Below are 14,197 nucleotides of genomic sequence, written 5' to 3' on the forward strand. Positions count from 1 at the left end.
CGCGGACAACGTCGCAAGCTTACCCGGCCCGACGGGGAGCCTCGCGCGCCCCACTACGATCGACCCATGGCGGACATCTCCATTCCCACTGACCTGCTCCCCACCGACGGCCGCTTCGGCTGCGGCCCCTCGAAGATCCGCGGCGCTCAGCTCGAGCACCTCGTGACGGCCGGGGCCTCGCTGCTCGGCACGTCGCACCGCCAGGCCCCCGTCAAGCAGCTCGTGGGCCGCGTGCGCGCGGGCCTCGCCGAGCTCTTCGACCTGCCCGACGGCTACGAGGTCGTGCTCGGCAACGGCGGCTCGACCGCCTTCTGGGACGCCGCGGCGTTCGGCCTCGTCGAGCGCCGGGCCGAGAACCTCACGTTCGGCGAGTTCGGCTCGAAGTTCGCCGCCGCGACGGCGACGCCGTGGCTCGAGGCCCCGCACGTCGTCCGCGCCGAGCCCGGCTCGCGCGCCGAGGTCGAGGTGCTCGAGGGCGTCGACGTCTACGCCTGGCCGCACAACGAGACGTCGACCGGCGTCATGGCGCCCGTCACCCGGGTCGCCGGCGACGCCGGGGCCCTCACCGTCGTCGACGCCACCAGCGCGGCCGGCGGCGTCGACTTCGACGCCTCGCAGGCCGACGTCTACTACTTCGCGCCGCAGAAGAACTTCGCCTCCGACGGCGGCCTCTGGCTCGCGCTCTTCTCGCCGGCGGCGATCGAGCGCGTCGAGCGCATCGCGGCGAGCGGCCGGTACGTGCCCGAGTTCCTCAGCCTGAAGAACGCGATCGACAACTCGCGCCTCGACCAGACGCTGAACACCCCCGCCCTCACGACCCTGCTGCTCCTGGAGGACCAGACCCGCTGGATCCTCGACAACGGCGGCCTCGCCTGGGCCGACGCCCGCACCCGCGAGTCGTCGTCGGCGCTGTACGACTGGGCCACCGCCTCCGAGTACGCCACGCCCTTCGTCGTCGACCCGTCGCACCGGTCGCAGGTCGTCGCGACGATCGACTTCGCCGAGTCGATCGACGCCGCCGCCGTGGCCGCGGCGCTGCGGGCCAACGGCATCGTCGACACCGAGCCGTACCGCAAGCTCGGCCGCAACCAGCTCCGCGTCGCGACCTTCACGGCCATCGAGCCCGACGACGTGCGCCAGCTGATCCGCTCGATCGAGCACGTGGTGGGCGCCCTCTAGGCCCCACCTCGCCGAGACCACGAGACGCCCCCGTCACCGAGAGGTGGCGGGGGCGTCGTCGTGGGCCCAGGGCCCGAGGAGTCGCGGGTCGGGTCGACGGGGTCAGCGGCGGCGGCGACGACGGCGCGGTGCGCTCTCCTCGCGGGGCGCGGCCTCGGAGACGGCATCGTCGTCGTCGGAGTCGTCGTCGTCGTCGTCGGAGTCGTCGCCGTCGTCGTCCGAGCGGTCGTGGGCGTCGAGCCCGTCGATGTCGACGCCGTCGACGTCGCCCCCGTGCACGACCGCCTGGGGCTCGTCGTCGTCCGAGTCGTCGTCGTCGTCGTCGTCCGAGTCGTCGTCGTCGTCCGAGTCGTCGTCAGACTCGTCGTCGTCGTCAGACTCGTCGTCCTCGTCAGACTCGTCGTCCTCGTCCTCGTCGGACTCGTCGTCCGCCCCCTGGGCGGCGAGGCGGTCGGCCCACGGCACCCACTCGGGCGCGACGAGGGCGTCGTCGCCGGGCAGCAGCTCGACCTCGAGCACGGTGGGCTCCTCGCCCTCGACCTGCGCGACGCTGACCGTCCACGCCCAGCCCGGGTAGCCGGGCAGCAGCGTGGCGAAGCGCACGCTGACGACGCCGTCGACCTCGTCGACCGGCTCGAGCTCGGCGCCGATGGTGTCGGGCGGGGTGATCTCGGTGAGCGCCCGGCGAGCGAGCTCGGCGTGGGCCGACCCGGTCGGCTGCGCGGCGGCGTCAGACATCGAACGAGTCCGCGACGGTGCGGAGCAGCACGGCGATGCGGGCGCCGTTCTGCGGGTAGCGGCCGTGGCGCAGGTCGCCGCCGGCCTTGTCGAGCACCTTCACGAGGTCCTCGACGATGACGGCCATGTCGTCGGCGGAGCGACGGTTCATCTTGGCGAGGCTCGGGGCGGCCTCGAGCACCCGGACGGAGAGGGCCTGGGCACCGCGCTTGCCGTCGGCGATGCCGAACTCGAGGCGGGTGCCGGCCTTGACGCCAACGGTGCCGGCGGGCAGGGCCGACGCGTGCAGGAACACCTCGGCGCCGTCATCGCTGGTGATGAAGCCGAAGCCCTTCTCGTCGTCGTAGAACTTGACCTTGCCGGTGGGCATGACGTGACTCCTCGTCGGGGGTTGGTGTCGGTGCTCGGTGGGGGGTGCGCGGCCTCGGCCGCGGCTCCCGGGGGCTCCACCGCCCGGGTCTGCCGGACGGAGACCTCAGCTTAGGGCGCGCTCTCCGAGCACGCCCCACTATCCTGTGCACGTGGCAGAGATCAAAGACCCGACCGTGTCCGGCGGCGTCCATCGTACTGAACGCGTCCTGGTCTCCATGATCGCCGCCGTCGTGGGCCTCTCCGTGCTGGCCTTCCTGGCCCGCATCGTCGGCGCCCTCGTGGGCGTCTCCGACTACACGGCGGGTGTCTGGCCCGCGGTGACCGTCCTGCCGCTGGTCGGCTTCCCCGTCGCGATCCTGCTCATCATCGCCTTCGTCGTGGCCACCGTCGTCCGACGCGGTCGAGAGACCCGAGGCACCACACGCTAGCCGCAGCCGACGGCTGCGCGCCCCCAGGAGGACCCGCCCATGTCCAGTGCTCTCGACCTCGCCGGAGTCCTCCGCGACACCCCGCCCGACGAGCTGGTGCGGAGGCTCGCCCCGCGGCTCGTCCGCGCCTCCTCGGTGAACGACGCCTTCGACCTCGCCGACACGCTGCTCGACCCCTCGTCCGTCCGTGACGCGCTGACGCGCCTCGACCGGACGGAGCTGCTCGTGCTCCAGGCCGCGCGCGTCCCCGGCGACGTCGCCGCGCTGGCGGAACGGCTCGACACGGTCTTCGACGTCGACCGCGACGGCGTGCGGGCGGCCGGCGACCACCTCGTCGACCTCTTCCTCGCCGTCCGCACCGGCGACTCCCTCAGCACCCTCGACGCCGTGGGCGAGCGGCTCGACGACGACCCCGAGCTCTCCCCCGCGCGGCTCGGCGCCGTGCACCCGCCCGTCGTGCTCGAGAGCGTGGGCGACGTCGACCGCGCCGCCGTCGACGCCCGGTCGGCCGAGCGGCTCTACGCCGTGGTGATCGAGGTCGCCGAGATCCTGCGCGCCCTCGACCGCTCGCCGGCCCGCGAGCTCGCCAAGGGCGGGCTCGCCCTGCCCGAGACGCGCCGCCTGGCCGAGGCCGCCCACCTCGACGTCGACGACGTCCCCGTCGTGCTCGCGATCGCGGCACGGGCCGGGCTCGCCGCCTCGGGGCCGGACGGCTACGCGACCACCGCCGACGCCGTCGACTGGCTCGCCGCCTCCTGGCCCGACCGCTGGGAGCAGCTCACGCGGGCGTGGCTCGCGACGCTGCCGACCGAGATCCTCGCCGTGCTGTCGCAGCGGGTCGAGACCTCGTGGGGCGAGCCGCTGGCCGAGTTCACCGCGTGGGCCTACCCGGCCGGAGGCGCGTGGATCGGCGAGCGCCTCGCCTCCTTCGAGCGGGCGGCCCAGCTGCTCGGCCTCACCTCGGGCGGCTCGCCGACCTCCGCCGCCGTCGCGCTCTTCCGCGAGGGGCCCGAGGCCGCTCGGGCCCGCGTCGCCGAGCTCCTGCCCGACGCGATCGACGAGGTGTACCTGCAGCACGACCTCACCGTCGTCTCGCCCGGCCCGCTCGCGCCCGCGCTCGACGCCCGCCTCCGCGTCGTCGCCGACGTCGAGAGCGCCGGCCTCGCCGCCACCTACCGCATCACCGAGGGCGGCATCCAGCGGGCGCTGACCCGGGGCGAGACGGCCGACAGCCTGCGCGAGTTCCTCTCCGGCATCTCGCTCTCGGGCATCCCGCAGCCGCTCGAGTACCTCATCCAGCAGTCGGCCGAGCGGCACGGGCGCTTCCGCGTCGCCGCCGCCGACCCCGCGGCCACCGACCTGCCCGAGGGCACGGCCTCGGTCGTCAGCGCCGTCGAGCGCTCCGACGTCGACACCCTCGAGGTCGACCACGCCCTCTCGCCCCTCGGGCTGCAGCGGCTCGACGGCCAGCGCGTCGCCAGCCGCTTCGAGCGCGAGACCGTGTTCTGGGCGCTCAGCGACCAGCGCTACCCGGTCGTGCTGGTCGACCCCGACGGCGACGAGTCGGCGCCGCCGGTGCGCCGTCGCCCGCGGCGGCCGGCCCCGGTCGAGGCCCGCGACCCGCTCCGCGAGATGGTCGAGCGCCTCCGCGAGGCCGGCGCCGCGGCGGCGTCGGGCGGCAGCCCCGAGACGACCGACCGCGCCTGGATCGCCCGCCAGCTCGACGCCGCCGTGAAGGGCCGGCTCACGGTCACCGTGACGATCGCCATGCCCGACGGCAGCACCACCCACCTCGAGATGGAGCCCACCGGCATCGGCGGCGGTCGCGTCCGCGGTCGCGACAAGAAGTCCGACGTCGAGCGCACGCTGCCGCTGTCGCACGTCGTCGCGGTGTCGAGCGCGACCTGAGCCGGCACCTGGCCGCTCCCCGTCACCCTGTGAGCGGTGTCGGGGGCCCCGCCTAGACTCGATCCTCATGACCGGCCCCCTGATCGTGCAGAGCGATCGAACCGTCCTGCTCGAGGTCGCGCACCCCGACGCAGGCGACGCCCGCCACGACCTCGCGGTCTTCGCGGAGCTCGAGCGTGCCCCCGAGCACGTCCACACCTACCGCATCACCCGACTCGGCCTCTGGAACGCCCGGGCCGCCGGCCACACGGCCGACGACATGCTCGGCACGCTCGAGAAGTACTCCAAGTTCCCGGTGCCGCAGAGCGTCAGCGTCGACATCGCCGAGACGGTCGCGCGCTACGGCCGCATCGTCATCGAGCGCGACGACGAGGGCGCCCTCGTGCTGCGCGGCACCGACTCCTCGGTGCTCAGCGAGGTCACCCGGGCGAAGAAGGTCGGCGAGCTGCTCGGCGTCCGCCGCAGCGACACCGAGTGGGAGCTCCTGCCCTGGGCCCGCGGCGAGGTCAAGCAGCAGCTGGTCAAGCTCGGCTGGCCGGCGGAGGACCACGCCGGATACACCCCCGGCACCCCGCACGCGATCGAGCTCGACCCCGACGGCTGGGAGCTCCGCGGCTACCAGCAGCAGGCCATCGACAACTTCTTCGAGGGCGGCTCCGGCGTCGTGGTCCTCCCCTGCGGCGCGGGCAAGACCCTCGTCGGGGCGGGCGCGATGGCGAAGGCCGGCACGACGACGCTCATCCTCGTCACGAACACGGTGAGCGCGCGCCAGTGGCGTGACGAGCTCCTCAAGCGCACCTCGCTGACGGAGGACGAGATCGGCGAGTACTCGGGCTCCGTCAAGGAGGTCAAGCCGGTCACCATCGCGACGTACCAGATCCTGACCGCCCGACGCGGCGGCCAGTACACGCACCTCTCGCTGCTCGACGCCCTCGACTGGGGCCTCGTCGTCTACGACGAGGTGCACCTGCTCCCCGCGCCGGTCTTCAAGCTGACCGCCGAGCTGCAGGCGCGGCGGCGGCTCGGCCTCACCGCGACGCTGGTGCGCGAGGACGGCCGCGAGAGCGACGTCTTCAGCCTGATCGGCCCGAAGCGGTTCGACGCCCCGTGGAAGGAGATCGAGGCGCAGGGCTACATCTCGCCGGCCAGCTGCTACGAGGTGCGGGTCGATCTGCCCCAGCACGACCGGCTCGAGTACGCCGCCGCCCCCGACGACGAGCGCTACCGCCTCGCCGCCACGGCGCCCGCCAAGCTCGACGTCGTCTCGCACCTGGTGCACCGCCACGAGGGCGAGCAGATCCTCGTCATCGGCCAGTACCTCGACCAGCTCGACGAGCTCGCGGCCGTGCTCGACGCGCCGACGCTCACGGGAGCGACCCCGATCGACGAGCGCGAGCGGCTCTTCCAGGCCTTCCGCGACGGCGAGCTCAAGGTGCTCGTCGTGTCGAAGGTGGCGAACTTCTCCGTCGACCTGCCCGAGGCGACCGTCGCGATCCAGGTCAGCGGCTCCTTCGGCTCCCGGCAGGAGGAGGCCCAGCGTCTCGGTCGCCTGCTCCGCCCGAAGAAGTCCGGCCTGCCCGCGTCGTTCTACACGCTCGTGAGTCGCGACACGGTCGACCAGGAGTTCGCGCAGAACCGTCAGCGCTTCCTCGCCGAGCAGGGCTACAGCTACACGATCCTCGACTCCCCCGCGCTGGCGGCATGAGCGACGCGCACGACCTGTCGCTGGGCGACGACGAGCTCTGGCGCGACAGCCTGCGGCGGGTGTTCCTCGCCGACCAGTCGGCGACGGCGACCTTCGGGCCGCTGGTCGCCTCCCTCGACCACGACGCCCTCGCCTTCGTCGGCCAGCAGGCCCGCGTCGCGGAGTGGGACGCCTCGGTGGTCGTCTCGGTCGAGCGCAGCTACGAGGTGCAGGGCGGGCTGCACGCCGGCTCCGTGCTGAGCGTCGTCACCTGGAGCCCCGACCCCGAGGTGCTCGAGCGCTCCGACCTGCTGGCCGGCTCACCCGTGAAGGACCACCTCTTCGCCGGCCTGAGCGCCCTCGGCGAGCTGGACGACGCGGAGGAGGCGCGGGTCGTCTCAGCCCCGGTCGAGGCCTTCCCCGGGTGGCAGATCGCCCGCGCCTCCGGCTACACCGCCGTCCTCGAGCACCGCGACGGCGTGGCCTTCACCCTCGCCGTGCCCGACGAGCTGCTCGAGCTGACGACGCGCATCGCGCTCGTGCCCAACACCGACTGGCCCGGCGAGCACACGGCCCGGTGAGGGCGGGCACGCTGCGCTCACCCGGGTGACTCGCGCTCGGCTCACAGACAACACCGAGGAGGCGCGCAGATACTTGCGTGCATGAGTGACGGCCCCAAGATCCTGATCGTCGACGACGAGCCCAACATCCGCGACCTGCTGACCACGAGCCTGCGCTTCGCCGGCTTCGCGGTGCGGGCGGTCGGCAACGGCGCGCAGGCCATCTCGGCCGTGCTCGAGGAGGAGCCCGACCTGATCATCCTCGACGTGATGCTGCCCGACATGAACGGCTTCGGCGTGACCAAGCGCCTCCGCTCGTCGGGCTACACGTCGCCCATCCTCTTCCTCACCGCGAAGGACGACACGGAGGACAAGATCACCGGCCTCACGGTCGGCGGCGACGACTACGTGACGAAGCCGTTCAGCCTCGACGAGATCGTGGCCCGCATCAAGGCGATCCTCCGTCGCACCATGAACGAGGACGAGGACGCGATCATCCGCGCCGGCGAGCTCACCATGGACCAGGACACCCACGAGGTCACGATCGGCGACACCGCGATCGAGCTCAGCCCGACCGAGTTCAAGCTGCTCCGCTACCTGATGCTCAACCCCAACCGCGTGCTGTCGAAGGCCCAGATCCTCGACCACGTGTGGGAGTACGACTTCAACGGCGACGCCGGCATCGTCGAGAGCTACATCTCGTACCTGCGTCGCAAGCTCGACCAGTTCTCGGCCGAGCCGATCATCCAGACCAAGCGCGGCTTCGGCTACATGCTCAAGGCCGCCAAGGCCTGAGCCGCCCGCGCCCCGACATCGTCGGCGGCGCACTCCCCGCTCCAGCACTCTCCCGGGCGCCTGGGGGCCTCACCGGCTCCCAGGCGCCTCGCGCTAGATTGACCCCTCTATGCACGCACGCCTGTCGCAGTGGTGGAACGAGATCTCCATCCGCACGAAGATCACCGGCATCACGGTCACGCTGGTGACCCTCGGGCTGCTCGTCGCCGGCCTCGGCACGATGACCGTGCTGAGCACCTACCTCTACGGCCAGGTCGACATGTCGCTCGAGGCCGCGGCCAAGGGCTTCACCGGGGCGACGCCGAACACGACGAACGCGCAGTCGTGCACGGTCACGTTCGGCGACACGCGGAGCAGCTACGTCGCCCTCTACCGGGCCGACGGCACCCAGATCTGCGACAACAGCGACGAGCTGGCCGCGGGCACGGCGCCCGACCTCTCGTCGGTGCACATCCCCGCCGACGAGACCAACGACGAGGCCGAGAGCGTCTTCAACGAGGCCCACGACCAGCAGTGGCGGGTCTTCGCCTACAACACCACGCTGCAGACGACGTCGGGCGGGTCGGTCGAGCGCATCGACGCGACCATCGTCACCGGCACGAACCTCGCCGTCACGACGGCCCTGATCGGGCGGTTCAGCGGCATCTTCCTGGGCTTCGGCGTCTCGGTCGTCGTGCTCGGCGCCGCGCTCACCCGCCTGCTCGTCACCTCGACCTTCTCCCCGCTGCGCGACGTCGAGGCGACCGCGGCCCGGTTCGCCGACGGCGACTTCAGCCAGCGGCTCGACTCGACGACGCCCAACACCGAGGTCGGCCGCCTCAACCGCTCGCTGAACTCCATGCTGAGCCGGATCGACAGCGCGTTCGACGACCGGGCGCGCACCATCGACCAGATGCGCCGGTTCGTCGGCGACGCGAGCCACGAGCTGCGCACGCCCCTCGTCAGCCTCCGCGGCTACGCCGAGCTGTACCGGATGGGCGCCCTCACGAAGCCGGAGGACGTCGCCCAGGCGATGGACCGCATCGAGAAGGAGGCGATCCGCATGGGCGTGCTCGTCCAGGACCTCCTGGCGCTGGCGCGCCTCGACGAGTCGAAGCCGCTCGAGCTGGGCCCGGTCGACCTCGTGACCATCGCCCGCGACTCCGCCCTCGACACCATGGCGTCGAACCCCGACCGCGACATCGCGGTGATCGTGCACGACCCGGTTGTGTCGGAGACCGGCGAGGAGGCGCCCGTCGGCCCGGACGCGCCCGCCACCGTGCCCGAGACGGCCCTCGACCCCGGGGCGACGGGCCCCGTGTCGTTCGCGGGTGCGACCCTCGCCCGGCTGCGCAGCCTCCGCGCCCGCGCCACGCGGGCCGCCGACGAGGCCGCCGCCGGCACCGGCGACGGCACGGCTGGCCACGGCCCGGAGGCGCCCGCCGTCGTGCTCGGCGAGGAGAACAAGCTGCGCCAGGTGATCACGAACCTGATGGGCAACGCCATGCGCTTCACGGAGCACGACAGCCCGATCGAGCTCGTCGTGCAGTCCGACCCCGGCCGGGGCGTGGCGACGATCGACATCGTCGACCACGGCGAGGGCATCCCGCCGCAGATCCGCGAGAAGATCTTCCAGCGGTTCTGGCGCGCCGACTCGTCGCGCACCCGCGACACCGGCGGCTCGGGCCTCGGGCTCGCGATCGTGTCGGGCATCGTGGCGGCTCACCGGGGCAGCGTCGACGTCTTCGACACCCCCGGCGGCGGTGCCACCTTCCGCGTGGCCCTGCCGCTCTTCCCCGAGAACGGCGTCCCGCCCGAGACGCCGGCGACCGGCGTGCCCGGCCAGGCCCCCGCCTCCCCCGGCTCCGTCTCGCTCGCCTAGCCCGCGCCTCCCCCGCTCCGTCCCGATCGCGGCGCCGGCACGCCTCCGGCCTGCCCGACCCCGCCTCGCGGCTCGCGTCCCTCCGGCACGCCCGCCCGCTCACCCGACGTCCGCCCTGTCGTGATCTGAGAGCGATCGGGCGGTCGAACGCCGGGGATCCCCGTGATCTGGTCGACGGCGGACGGATCGCTCGCGTTCTTCAGCGACCCCGGGGACGCCGAAGGGCGGCTCCCCCGGAGGGGAACCGCCCTTGAGCGTGGAACCGTACGGACTAGAAGTCCATGCCACCCGTGGGGTCGCCGGCCGGGGCCGGGTTCTTCTCGGGCTTCTCGGCGACGACGGCCTCGGTGGTCAGGAACAGACCAGCGATGGAGGCGGCGTTCTGCAGGGCAGAGCGGGTCACCTTGGCCGGGTCGATGATGCCGGCGGCGATCATGTCGACGTACTCGCCGGTCGCGGCGTTGAGGCCGTGACCGATCGGGAGGCCGCGGACCTTGTCGGCGACGACGCCGGGCTCCATGCCCGCGTTGAAGGCGATCTGCTTCAGAGGAGCGTCGATCGCGACGCGGACGATGTTCGCCCCGGTCGCCTCGTCGCCCTCGAGCTGCAGCTCGGCGAGAGCGGTCTTGCCGGCCTGGATGAGCGCGACGCCACCACCGGCGACGATGCCCTCCTCGACGGCGGCCTTCGCGTTGCGGACGGCGTCCTCGATGCGGTGCTTGCGCTCCTTGAGCTCCACCTCGGTCGCGGCACCCGCCTTGATGACGGCGACGCCGCCGGCGAGCTTGGCGAGGCGCTCCTGGAGCTTCTCGCGGTCGTAGTCGCTGTCGGTCGCCTCGATCTCGCTGCGGATCTGACGCACGCGGCCGGCGATCTGCTCGGCGTCGCCGGCACCCTCGACGATCGTGGTCTCGTCCTTCGTGATGACGACCTTGCGGGCACGGCCGAGCAGGTCGAGCGTGGCGTTCTCGAGCTTGAGGCCGACCTCTTCCGCGATGACCTGGCCACCGGTGAGGATGGCGATGTCCTGCAGCTGCGCCTTGCGGCGGTCGCCGAAGCCGGGGGCCTTGACGGCGACCGACTTGAAGATGCCGCGGATCTTGTTCACGACGAGCGTGGCCAGGGCCTCGCCGTCGACGTCCTCCGCGATGATGAGGAGCTGCTTGCCCGACTGGATGACCTTGTCGACGATCGGCAGGAGGTCCTTGATGTTCGAGATCTTCGAGTTGACGATGAGCACGTAGGCGTCCTCGAAGACGGCCTCCTGGCGCTCGGGGTCGGTGACGAAGTACTGCGACAGGTAGCCCTTGTCGAAGCGCATGCCCTCGGTCAGCTCGAGCTCGGTGCCGAAGGTGTTCGACTCCTCGACGGTGACGACGCCCTCCTTGCCGACCTTGTCGATCGCCTCGGCGATGAGCGCACCGATGGTGGGGTCGGCGGCGGAGATCGAGGCGGTCGCCGCGATCTGCTCCTTGGTCTCGATGTCCTTCGCGTCGGCGAGCAGCTGAGCGGAGACCGCGGCGGCGGCCTTCTCGATGCCGCGCTTGAGCGAGATGGGGTCGGCGCCGGCGGCGACGTTGCGGAGGCCCTCACGGACGAGCGCCTGGGCGAGGACGGTGGCGGTGGTGGTGCCGTCGCCGGCGACGTCGTCGGTCTTCTTGGCGACCTCCTTGACGAGCTCGGCACCGATCTTCTCGAACGGGTCGTCGAGCTCGATCTCCTTGGCGATGGAGACGCCGTCGTTCGTGATGGTGGGGGCGCCCCACTTCTTCTCGAGGACGACGTTGCGGCCGCGGGGGCCGAGCGTGACCTTCACCGCGTCGGCCAGGATGTTCAGGCCACGCTCGAGGCCACGACGGGCCTCTTCGTCAAAAGCAATGATCTTAGCCATGTGTTACTCGTCCCTCCCGGACGTCATGAAGCAGAGGTACTTGGCACTCACCTGCGGCGAGTGCCAGAGCGATTCTGGCACTCCCACCTTGTGAGTGCAAGCCGTCCGGGCAGGCCCACGGCGAGCCCCCGGGCGCGACGACGCCGCCCGCCCCACGAGGGGCGGACGGCGTCGCGACGGAGGGGCCGGGCTCAGGCGAGCCGCACCGACTCCGCCTGCGGACCCTTGCTCCCGGTGCCCACCTCGAAGACGACCGCCTGGCCCTCCTCGAGCACCTTGTAGCCGCTCATGTCGATGGCCGAGTAGTGCACGAAGACGTCCTGCCCGCCTCCCTCGACCGTGATGAAGCCGAAGCCCTTCTCCGCGTTGAACCACTTGACGGTCCCGTGTGCCATGGTGCTGCTCCCCTTGCTGTGTTCGTACGGCGGCCGGTCGGTGCCGGGGCCGGGTCGACGCAGTGGCCTGCGCACCCGAACGGTGCAGCCTCGCTCGTTCGGGGCGGGGCGGCCGGGCCGTAGGGGGCGACCAAGACCAGATGCTAGTGCGGCCCCCGGCGCCGACGACAGCCCCGAAGGCCGCAGAACGAACCCGCGGGCGCCCGTCGGCCCGATCCTTTACACGCCCGAAACAGAAAGGGCACGAGGAGGCCCCCGAGGAGGCGCGGAGCGGGGCCCGGCCCCGGTCGCGTCGCCCCCCGCGCTCGCCCGCTACGACGAGAAGTCGGTGCCGAGCACGACGGTGATCGTCGCCCCCGGGAAGGCCGTGCTCTGCTGCGTCGCGTCGACGCCGAGCGACTCGGCGACGCCGAGCGCGGCCGCGCGGTCGGCCGCGGTCGCGTAGTAGACGGTGGAGGTGGCGGAGCGCTCGGGCGCGTTGCCCTGGCTGCCGACCGTCCAGCCGGCGGTGTCGAGCGTCGTCGCGGCCCGGCCCGCGAGGCCGCTGGTCGTGGTGGCGTTGAGCACGGCGATCGTCGTCGAGGCCGGCACGTCGGAGGGGTCGGCCGCGGTGGCCGTCGGGGTCGGCGTCACGGCGGGCGTCTCGCCGGCGGCCTCGGTGGCCCCGTCGGTCGCGCCCTGAGCGTCGTCGGTGGCCGCGTCGGCGGGCTCGGTCGCGCCGTCGCCGGCCTCGGCCGAGCTGGTCGCGCTGGGGGCGACGAACTGGAAGCTGTCGTTCAGGACGCCCAGGGCGACGACGCCGGCGCCGACGAGCAGCCCGGTGGCGAGGGCCGCCCAGGCGACGACCACCCAGCCGCGCCCCCGGCGGGGCTCGGAGCGGTGCGCCCCGACCCTCTCCAGGTCGCGGGGCACCTCGTCGAAACGGTCGCGGGGGTACTTCGGCATGGTCTCCGTGGTCTTCCGGGTCAGCGGGGCGTGGGCCCGAACGAGCGGTCGGCGCGGGCCCGGGCGCGCTGGTCGCGCAGTCGCTGCAGGCGACCGACCACCAGGGGCGCGTAGGCCAGTGCAGCAGGTCGGTCGATGAGGGAGTTGAGCAACTGCTGGTAGCGCGCGACGCCGAGCCCGAGCTCTCGTCGGATCAGCGCCTCCTTCTGCCCCGGCGTGGCCGGCGGCGACTGCTCCAGGTCGAGGATCGCGCGGTCGAGGGTCGACAGCGCGCCCGGTCGCACGCCGGTGCTCCTGCTGCCCTCGTCGGTCACGTCCTGCCCTCTCGATCCTCGTCACCATAACGTCGGCGCGGGCCGTGGCCGGGGAGGCGGGGCGCGGTTCGGCCCGTTCAGCCGACGGTCGCGAGGCGGGTGCCGTGGGCGTCGCCGACGGCGAGCGGCCGCCCGTCGAGGGCGAGGACCGCGAACGCCGACGTGCGCTCGACGACGCCTGGGTCGACGGGCCCGACGTCGTCGAGCAGGCCGATCCGCTCGTACGAGACCCAGGTGGCGCCGAGCCCCCTGACCGTGTCGACGAACTGCTGTCGTCGCCTGCCGGGCAGGTAGACGAGCGTGCCGGTCGAGACGACCACGAGGCGTGCGTCGGCGGGCGCCGTCGCCGCGAGGGCCTCGAGGTCGTCGACGGCGTCGCCGCGGGCGACCCGGGGAGGCGCGGTGCGGGCGAGCGCGACCGCTCGCTCGAGCAGGTCGGCCCGCTCCGTCGCCCCCGGCGGCAGCAGCGCACGCAGCCAGGCGACGGCCTCGTCGTCGCGGACGTCGACGGGGTCGAGGTCGAGCCCGGCACGCCAGACCACCTCCGGCAGCTCGACCGCGCCGAGACCGGTGCCCGCTCCGCCGGGTGCGGCGTCACCGCGGCCGTCCGTCACGTCCAGGGTCAGCTCGACCGGGCTGTGCGGGTCGCCCCAGCGGACGTCGCCCGCGCGGTACGAGACGAGGTCGGGCAGCAGGCAGAGACCGGCCGAGGCCCCCACCTCGAGAAGGGCGACCGGCTCGTCGAGGCGGGCCAGGGCGAGCGAGACCGGGCCGCTCCGGCGCACGTCGTTCGTCTGCACCGAGCGTCGGCCGAGCTCCGCGACCAGGGCGTCGGCGTGGTCGAGCAGCCAGCTCCGGAGGCGCGGCCAGGGCCCCGGGGGCGCGCCCAGCCACCGGCACGTCGCGAGCACCAGGACGGGCTGGCGCCGCGACTCCGGCGCCCTCTCGACGACGGCCCGCGCGGCGTCGTCGGAGGCGAGGCCCGCGGCCAGCTCGGCCCAGCCGGGCGACCCCTCGGCGGCGGCCTGCGCCGAGTAGGCGAGGAAGCGGTCGGCGAGCGTCACGGGCCCGAGTCTAGGGAGCGCCGCGGGGCGTCACCCGGGGAATGGGGCTCAGCGGGGCAGTGT

The 14,197-nt window shown here is 73.1% G+C and carries 14 protein-coding genes; 7 read left to right on the forward strand and 7 right to left on the reverse strand.

Annotation, left to right across the window (positions count from 1 at the left end; genetic code table 11):
- The first annotated feature begins 66 nt into the window (after positions 1-66).
- Positions 67-1,179 carry a phosphoserine transaminase gene (gene serC, locus JOE43_RS00325; RefSeq protein WP_056056963.1) on the forward strand — a complete coding sequence of 371 codons (1,113 nt, stop codon included), beginning with the start codon at positions 67-69 and terminating at the stop codon, positions 1,177-1,179.
- Between the two features lie 102 nt (positions 1,180-1,281).
- On the opposite strand, the gene JOE43_RS00330 is transcribed toward serC, so the two are convergent.
- Both JOE43_RS00330 and JOE43_RS00335 read right to left on the reverse strand, forming a co-directional pair.
- On the reverse strand, positions 1,282-1,917 hold the full coding sequence (locus JOE43_RS00330) for a DUF3027 domain-containing protein (RefSeq protein WP_209513783.1): 636 nt from the start codon (positions 1,915-1,917) through the stop codon (positions 1,282-1,284).
- Positions 1,910-2,287 (reverse strand): cold-shock protein, encoded by a 378-nt coding sequence (locus JOE43_RS00335; RefSeq protein WP_056056967.1) that lies wholly within the window; start codon positions 2,285-2,287, stop codon positions 1,910-1,912. The genes JOE43_RS00330 and JOE43_RS00335 overlap by 8 nt, the downstream gene beginning before the upstream one ends.
- Before the next feature lie 151 nt (positions 2,288-2,438).
- Between JOE43_RS00335 and JOE43_RS00340 the strand changes: the two genes are divergently transcribed.
- The 6 genes from JOE43_RS00340 to JOE43_RS00365 all read left to right on the forward strand — a co-directional run bounded on the left by JOE43_RS00340 (position 2,439) and on the right by JOE43_RS00365 (position 9,525).
- Positions 2,439-2,717 (forward strand): hypothetical protein, encoded by a 279-nt coding sequence (locus JOE43_RS00340; RefSeq protein WP_209513790.1) that lies wholly within the window; start codon positions 2,439-2,441, stop codon positions 2,715-2,717.
- A gap of 39 nt (positions 2,718-2,756) precedes the next feature.
- Positions 2,757-4,625 carry a helicase-associated domain-containing protein gene (locus tag JOE43_RS00345; protein WP_209513793.1) on the forward strand — a complete coding sequence of 623 codons (1,869 nt, stop codon included), beginning with the start codon at positions 2,757-2,759 and terminating at the stop codon, positions 4,623-4,625.
- A gap of 67 nt (positions 4,626-4,692) precedes the next feature.
- On the forward strand, positions 4,693-6,330 hold the full coding sequence (locus JOE43_RS00350) for a DNA repair helicase XPB (protein ID WP_056056974.1): 1,638 nt from the start codon (positions 4,693-4,695) through the stop codon (positions 6,328-6,330).
- Complete coding sequence (locus JOE43_RS00355) at positions 6,327-6,890, forward strand: hypothetical protein (protein ID WP_056056976.1); 564 nt, start codon at positions 6,327-6,329, stop codon at positions 6,888-6,890. Before JOE43_RS00350 ends, JOE43_RS00355 begins: the two co-directional genes overlap by 4 nt.
- Positions 6,891-6,971: 81 nt before the next feature.
- Complete coding sequence (locus JOE43_RS00360; RefSeq protein ID WP_056056979.1) at positions 6,972-7,664, forward strand: response regulator transcription factor; 693 nt, start codon at positions 6,972-6,974, stop codon at positions 7,662-7,664.
- Positions 7,665-7,773: 109 nt separating this feature from the next.
- Positions 7,774-9,525: a cell wall metabolism sensor histidine kinase WalK gene (locus tag JOE43_RS00365; protein WP_209513795.1), complete on the forward strand. Its 1,752-nt coding sequence runs from the start codon at positions 7,774-7,776 to the stop codon at positions 9,523-9,525.
- 271 nt (positions 9,526-9,796) lie between these two features.
- Here the strand turns inward: JOE43_RS00365 and groL are convergent, their stop codons facing one another.
- The 5 genes from groL to JOE43_RS00390 all read right to left on the reverse strand — a co-directional run bounded on the left by groL (position 9,797) and on the right by JOE43_RS00390 (position 14,134).
- Positions 9,797-11,416: a chaperonin GroEL gene (gene groL / locus JOE43_RS00370; RefSeq protein WP_056056983.1), complete on the reverse strand. Its 1,620-nt coding sequence runs from the start codon at positions 11,414-11,416 to the stop codon at positions 9,797-9,799.
- A gap of 191 nt (positions 11,417-11,607) precedes the next feature.
- On the reverse strand, positions 11,608-11,811 hold the full coding sequence (locus JOE43_RS00375; protein ID WP_056056985.1) for a cold-shock protein: 204 nt from the start codon (positions 11,809-11,811) through the stop codon (positions 11,608-11,610).
- 312 nt (positions 11,812-12,123) lie between these two features.
- Complete coding sequence (locus JOE43_RS00380) at positions 12,124-12,756, reverse strand: LytR C-terminal domain-containing protein (protein WP_209513797.1); 633 nt, start codon at positions 12,754-12,756, stop codon at positions 12,124-12,126.
- 20 nt (positions 12,757-12,776) lie between these two features.
- Complete coding sequence (locus tag JOE43_RS00385; RefSeq protein ID WP_209513799.1) at positions 12,777-13,070, reverse strand: DUF3263 domain-containing protein; 294 nt, start codon at positions 13,068-13,070, stop codon at positions 12,777-12,779.
- Between the two features lie 77 nt (positions 13,071-13,147).
- Complete coding sequence (locus JOE43_RS00390) at positions 13,148-14,134, reverse strand: DUF2332 domain-containing protein (protein WP_209513801.1); 987 nt, start codon at positions 14,132-14,134, stop codon at positions 13,148-13,150.
- Positions 14,135-14,197 lie beyond the last annotated feature (63 nt).

The sequence above is a fragment of the Frigoribacterium sp. PvP121 genome (assembly GCF_017833115.1).
GTDB classification, from domain to species: Bacteria; Actinomycetota; Actinomycetes; order Actinomycetales; family Microbacteriaceae; genus Frigoribacterium; species Frigoribacterium endophyticum.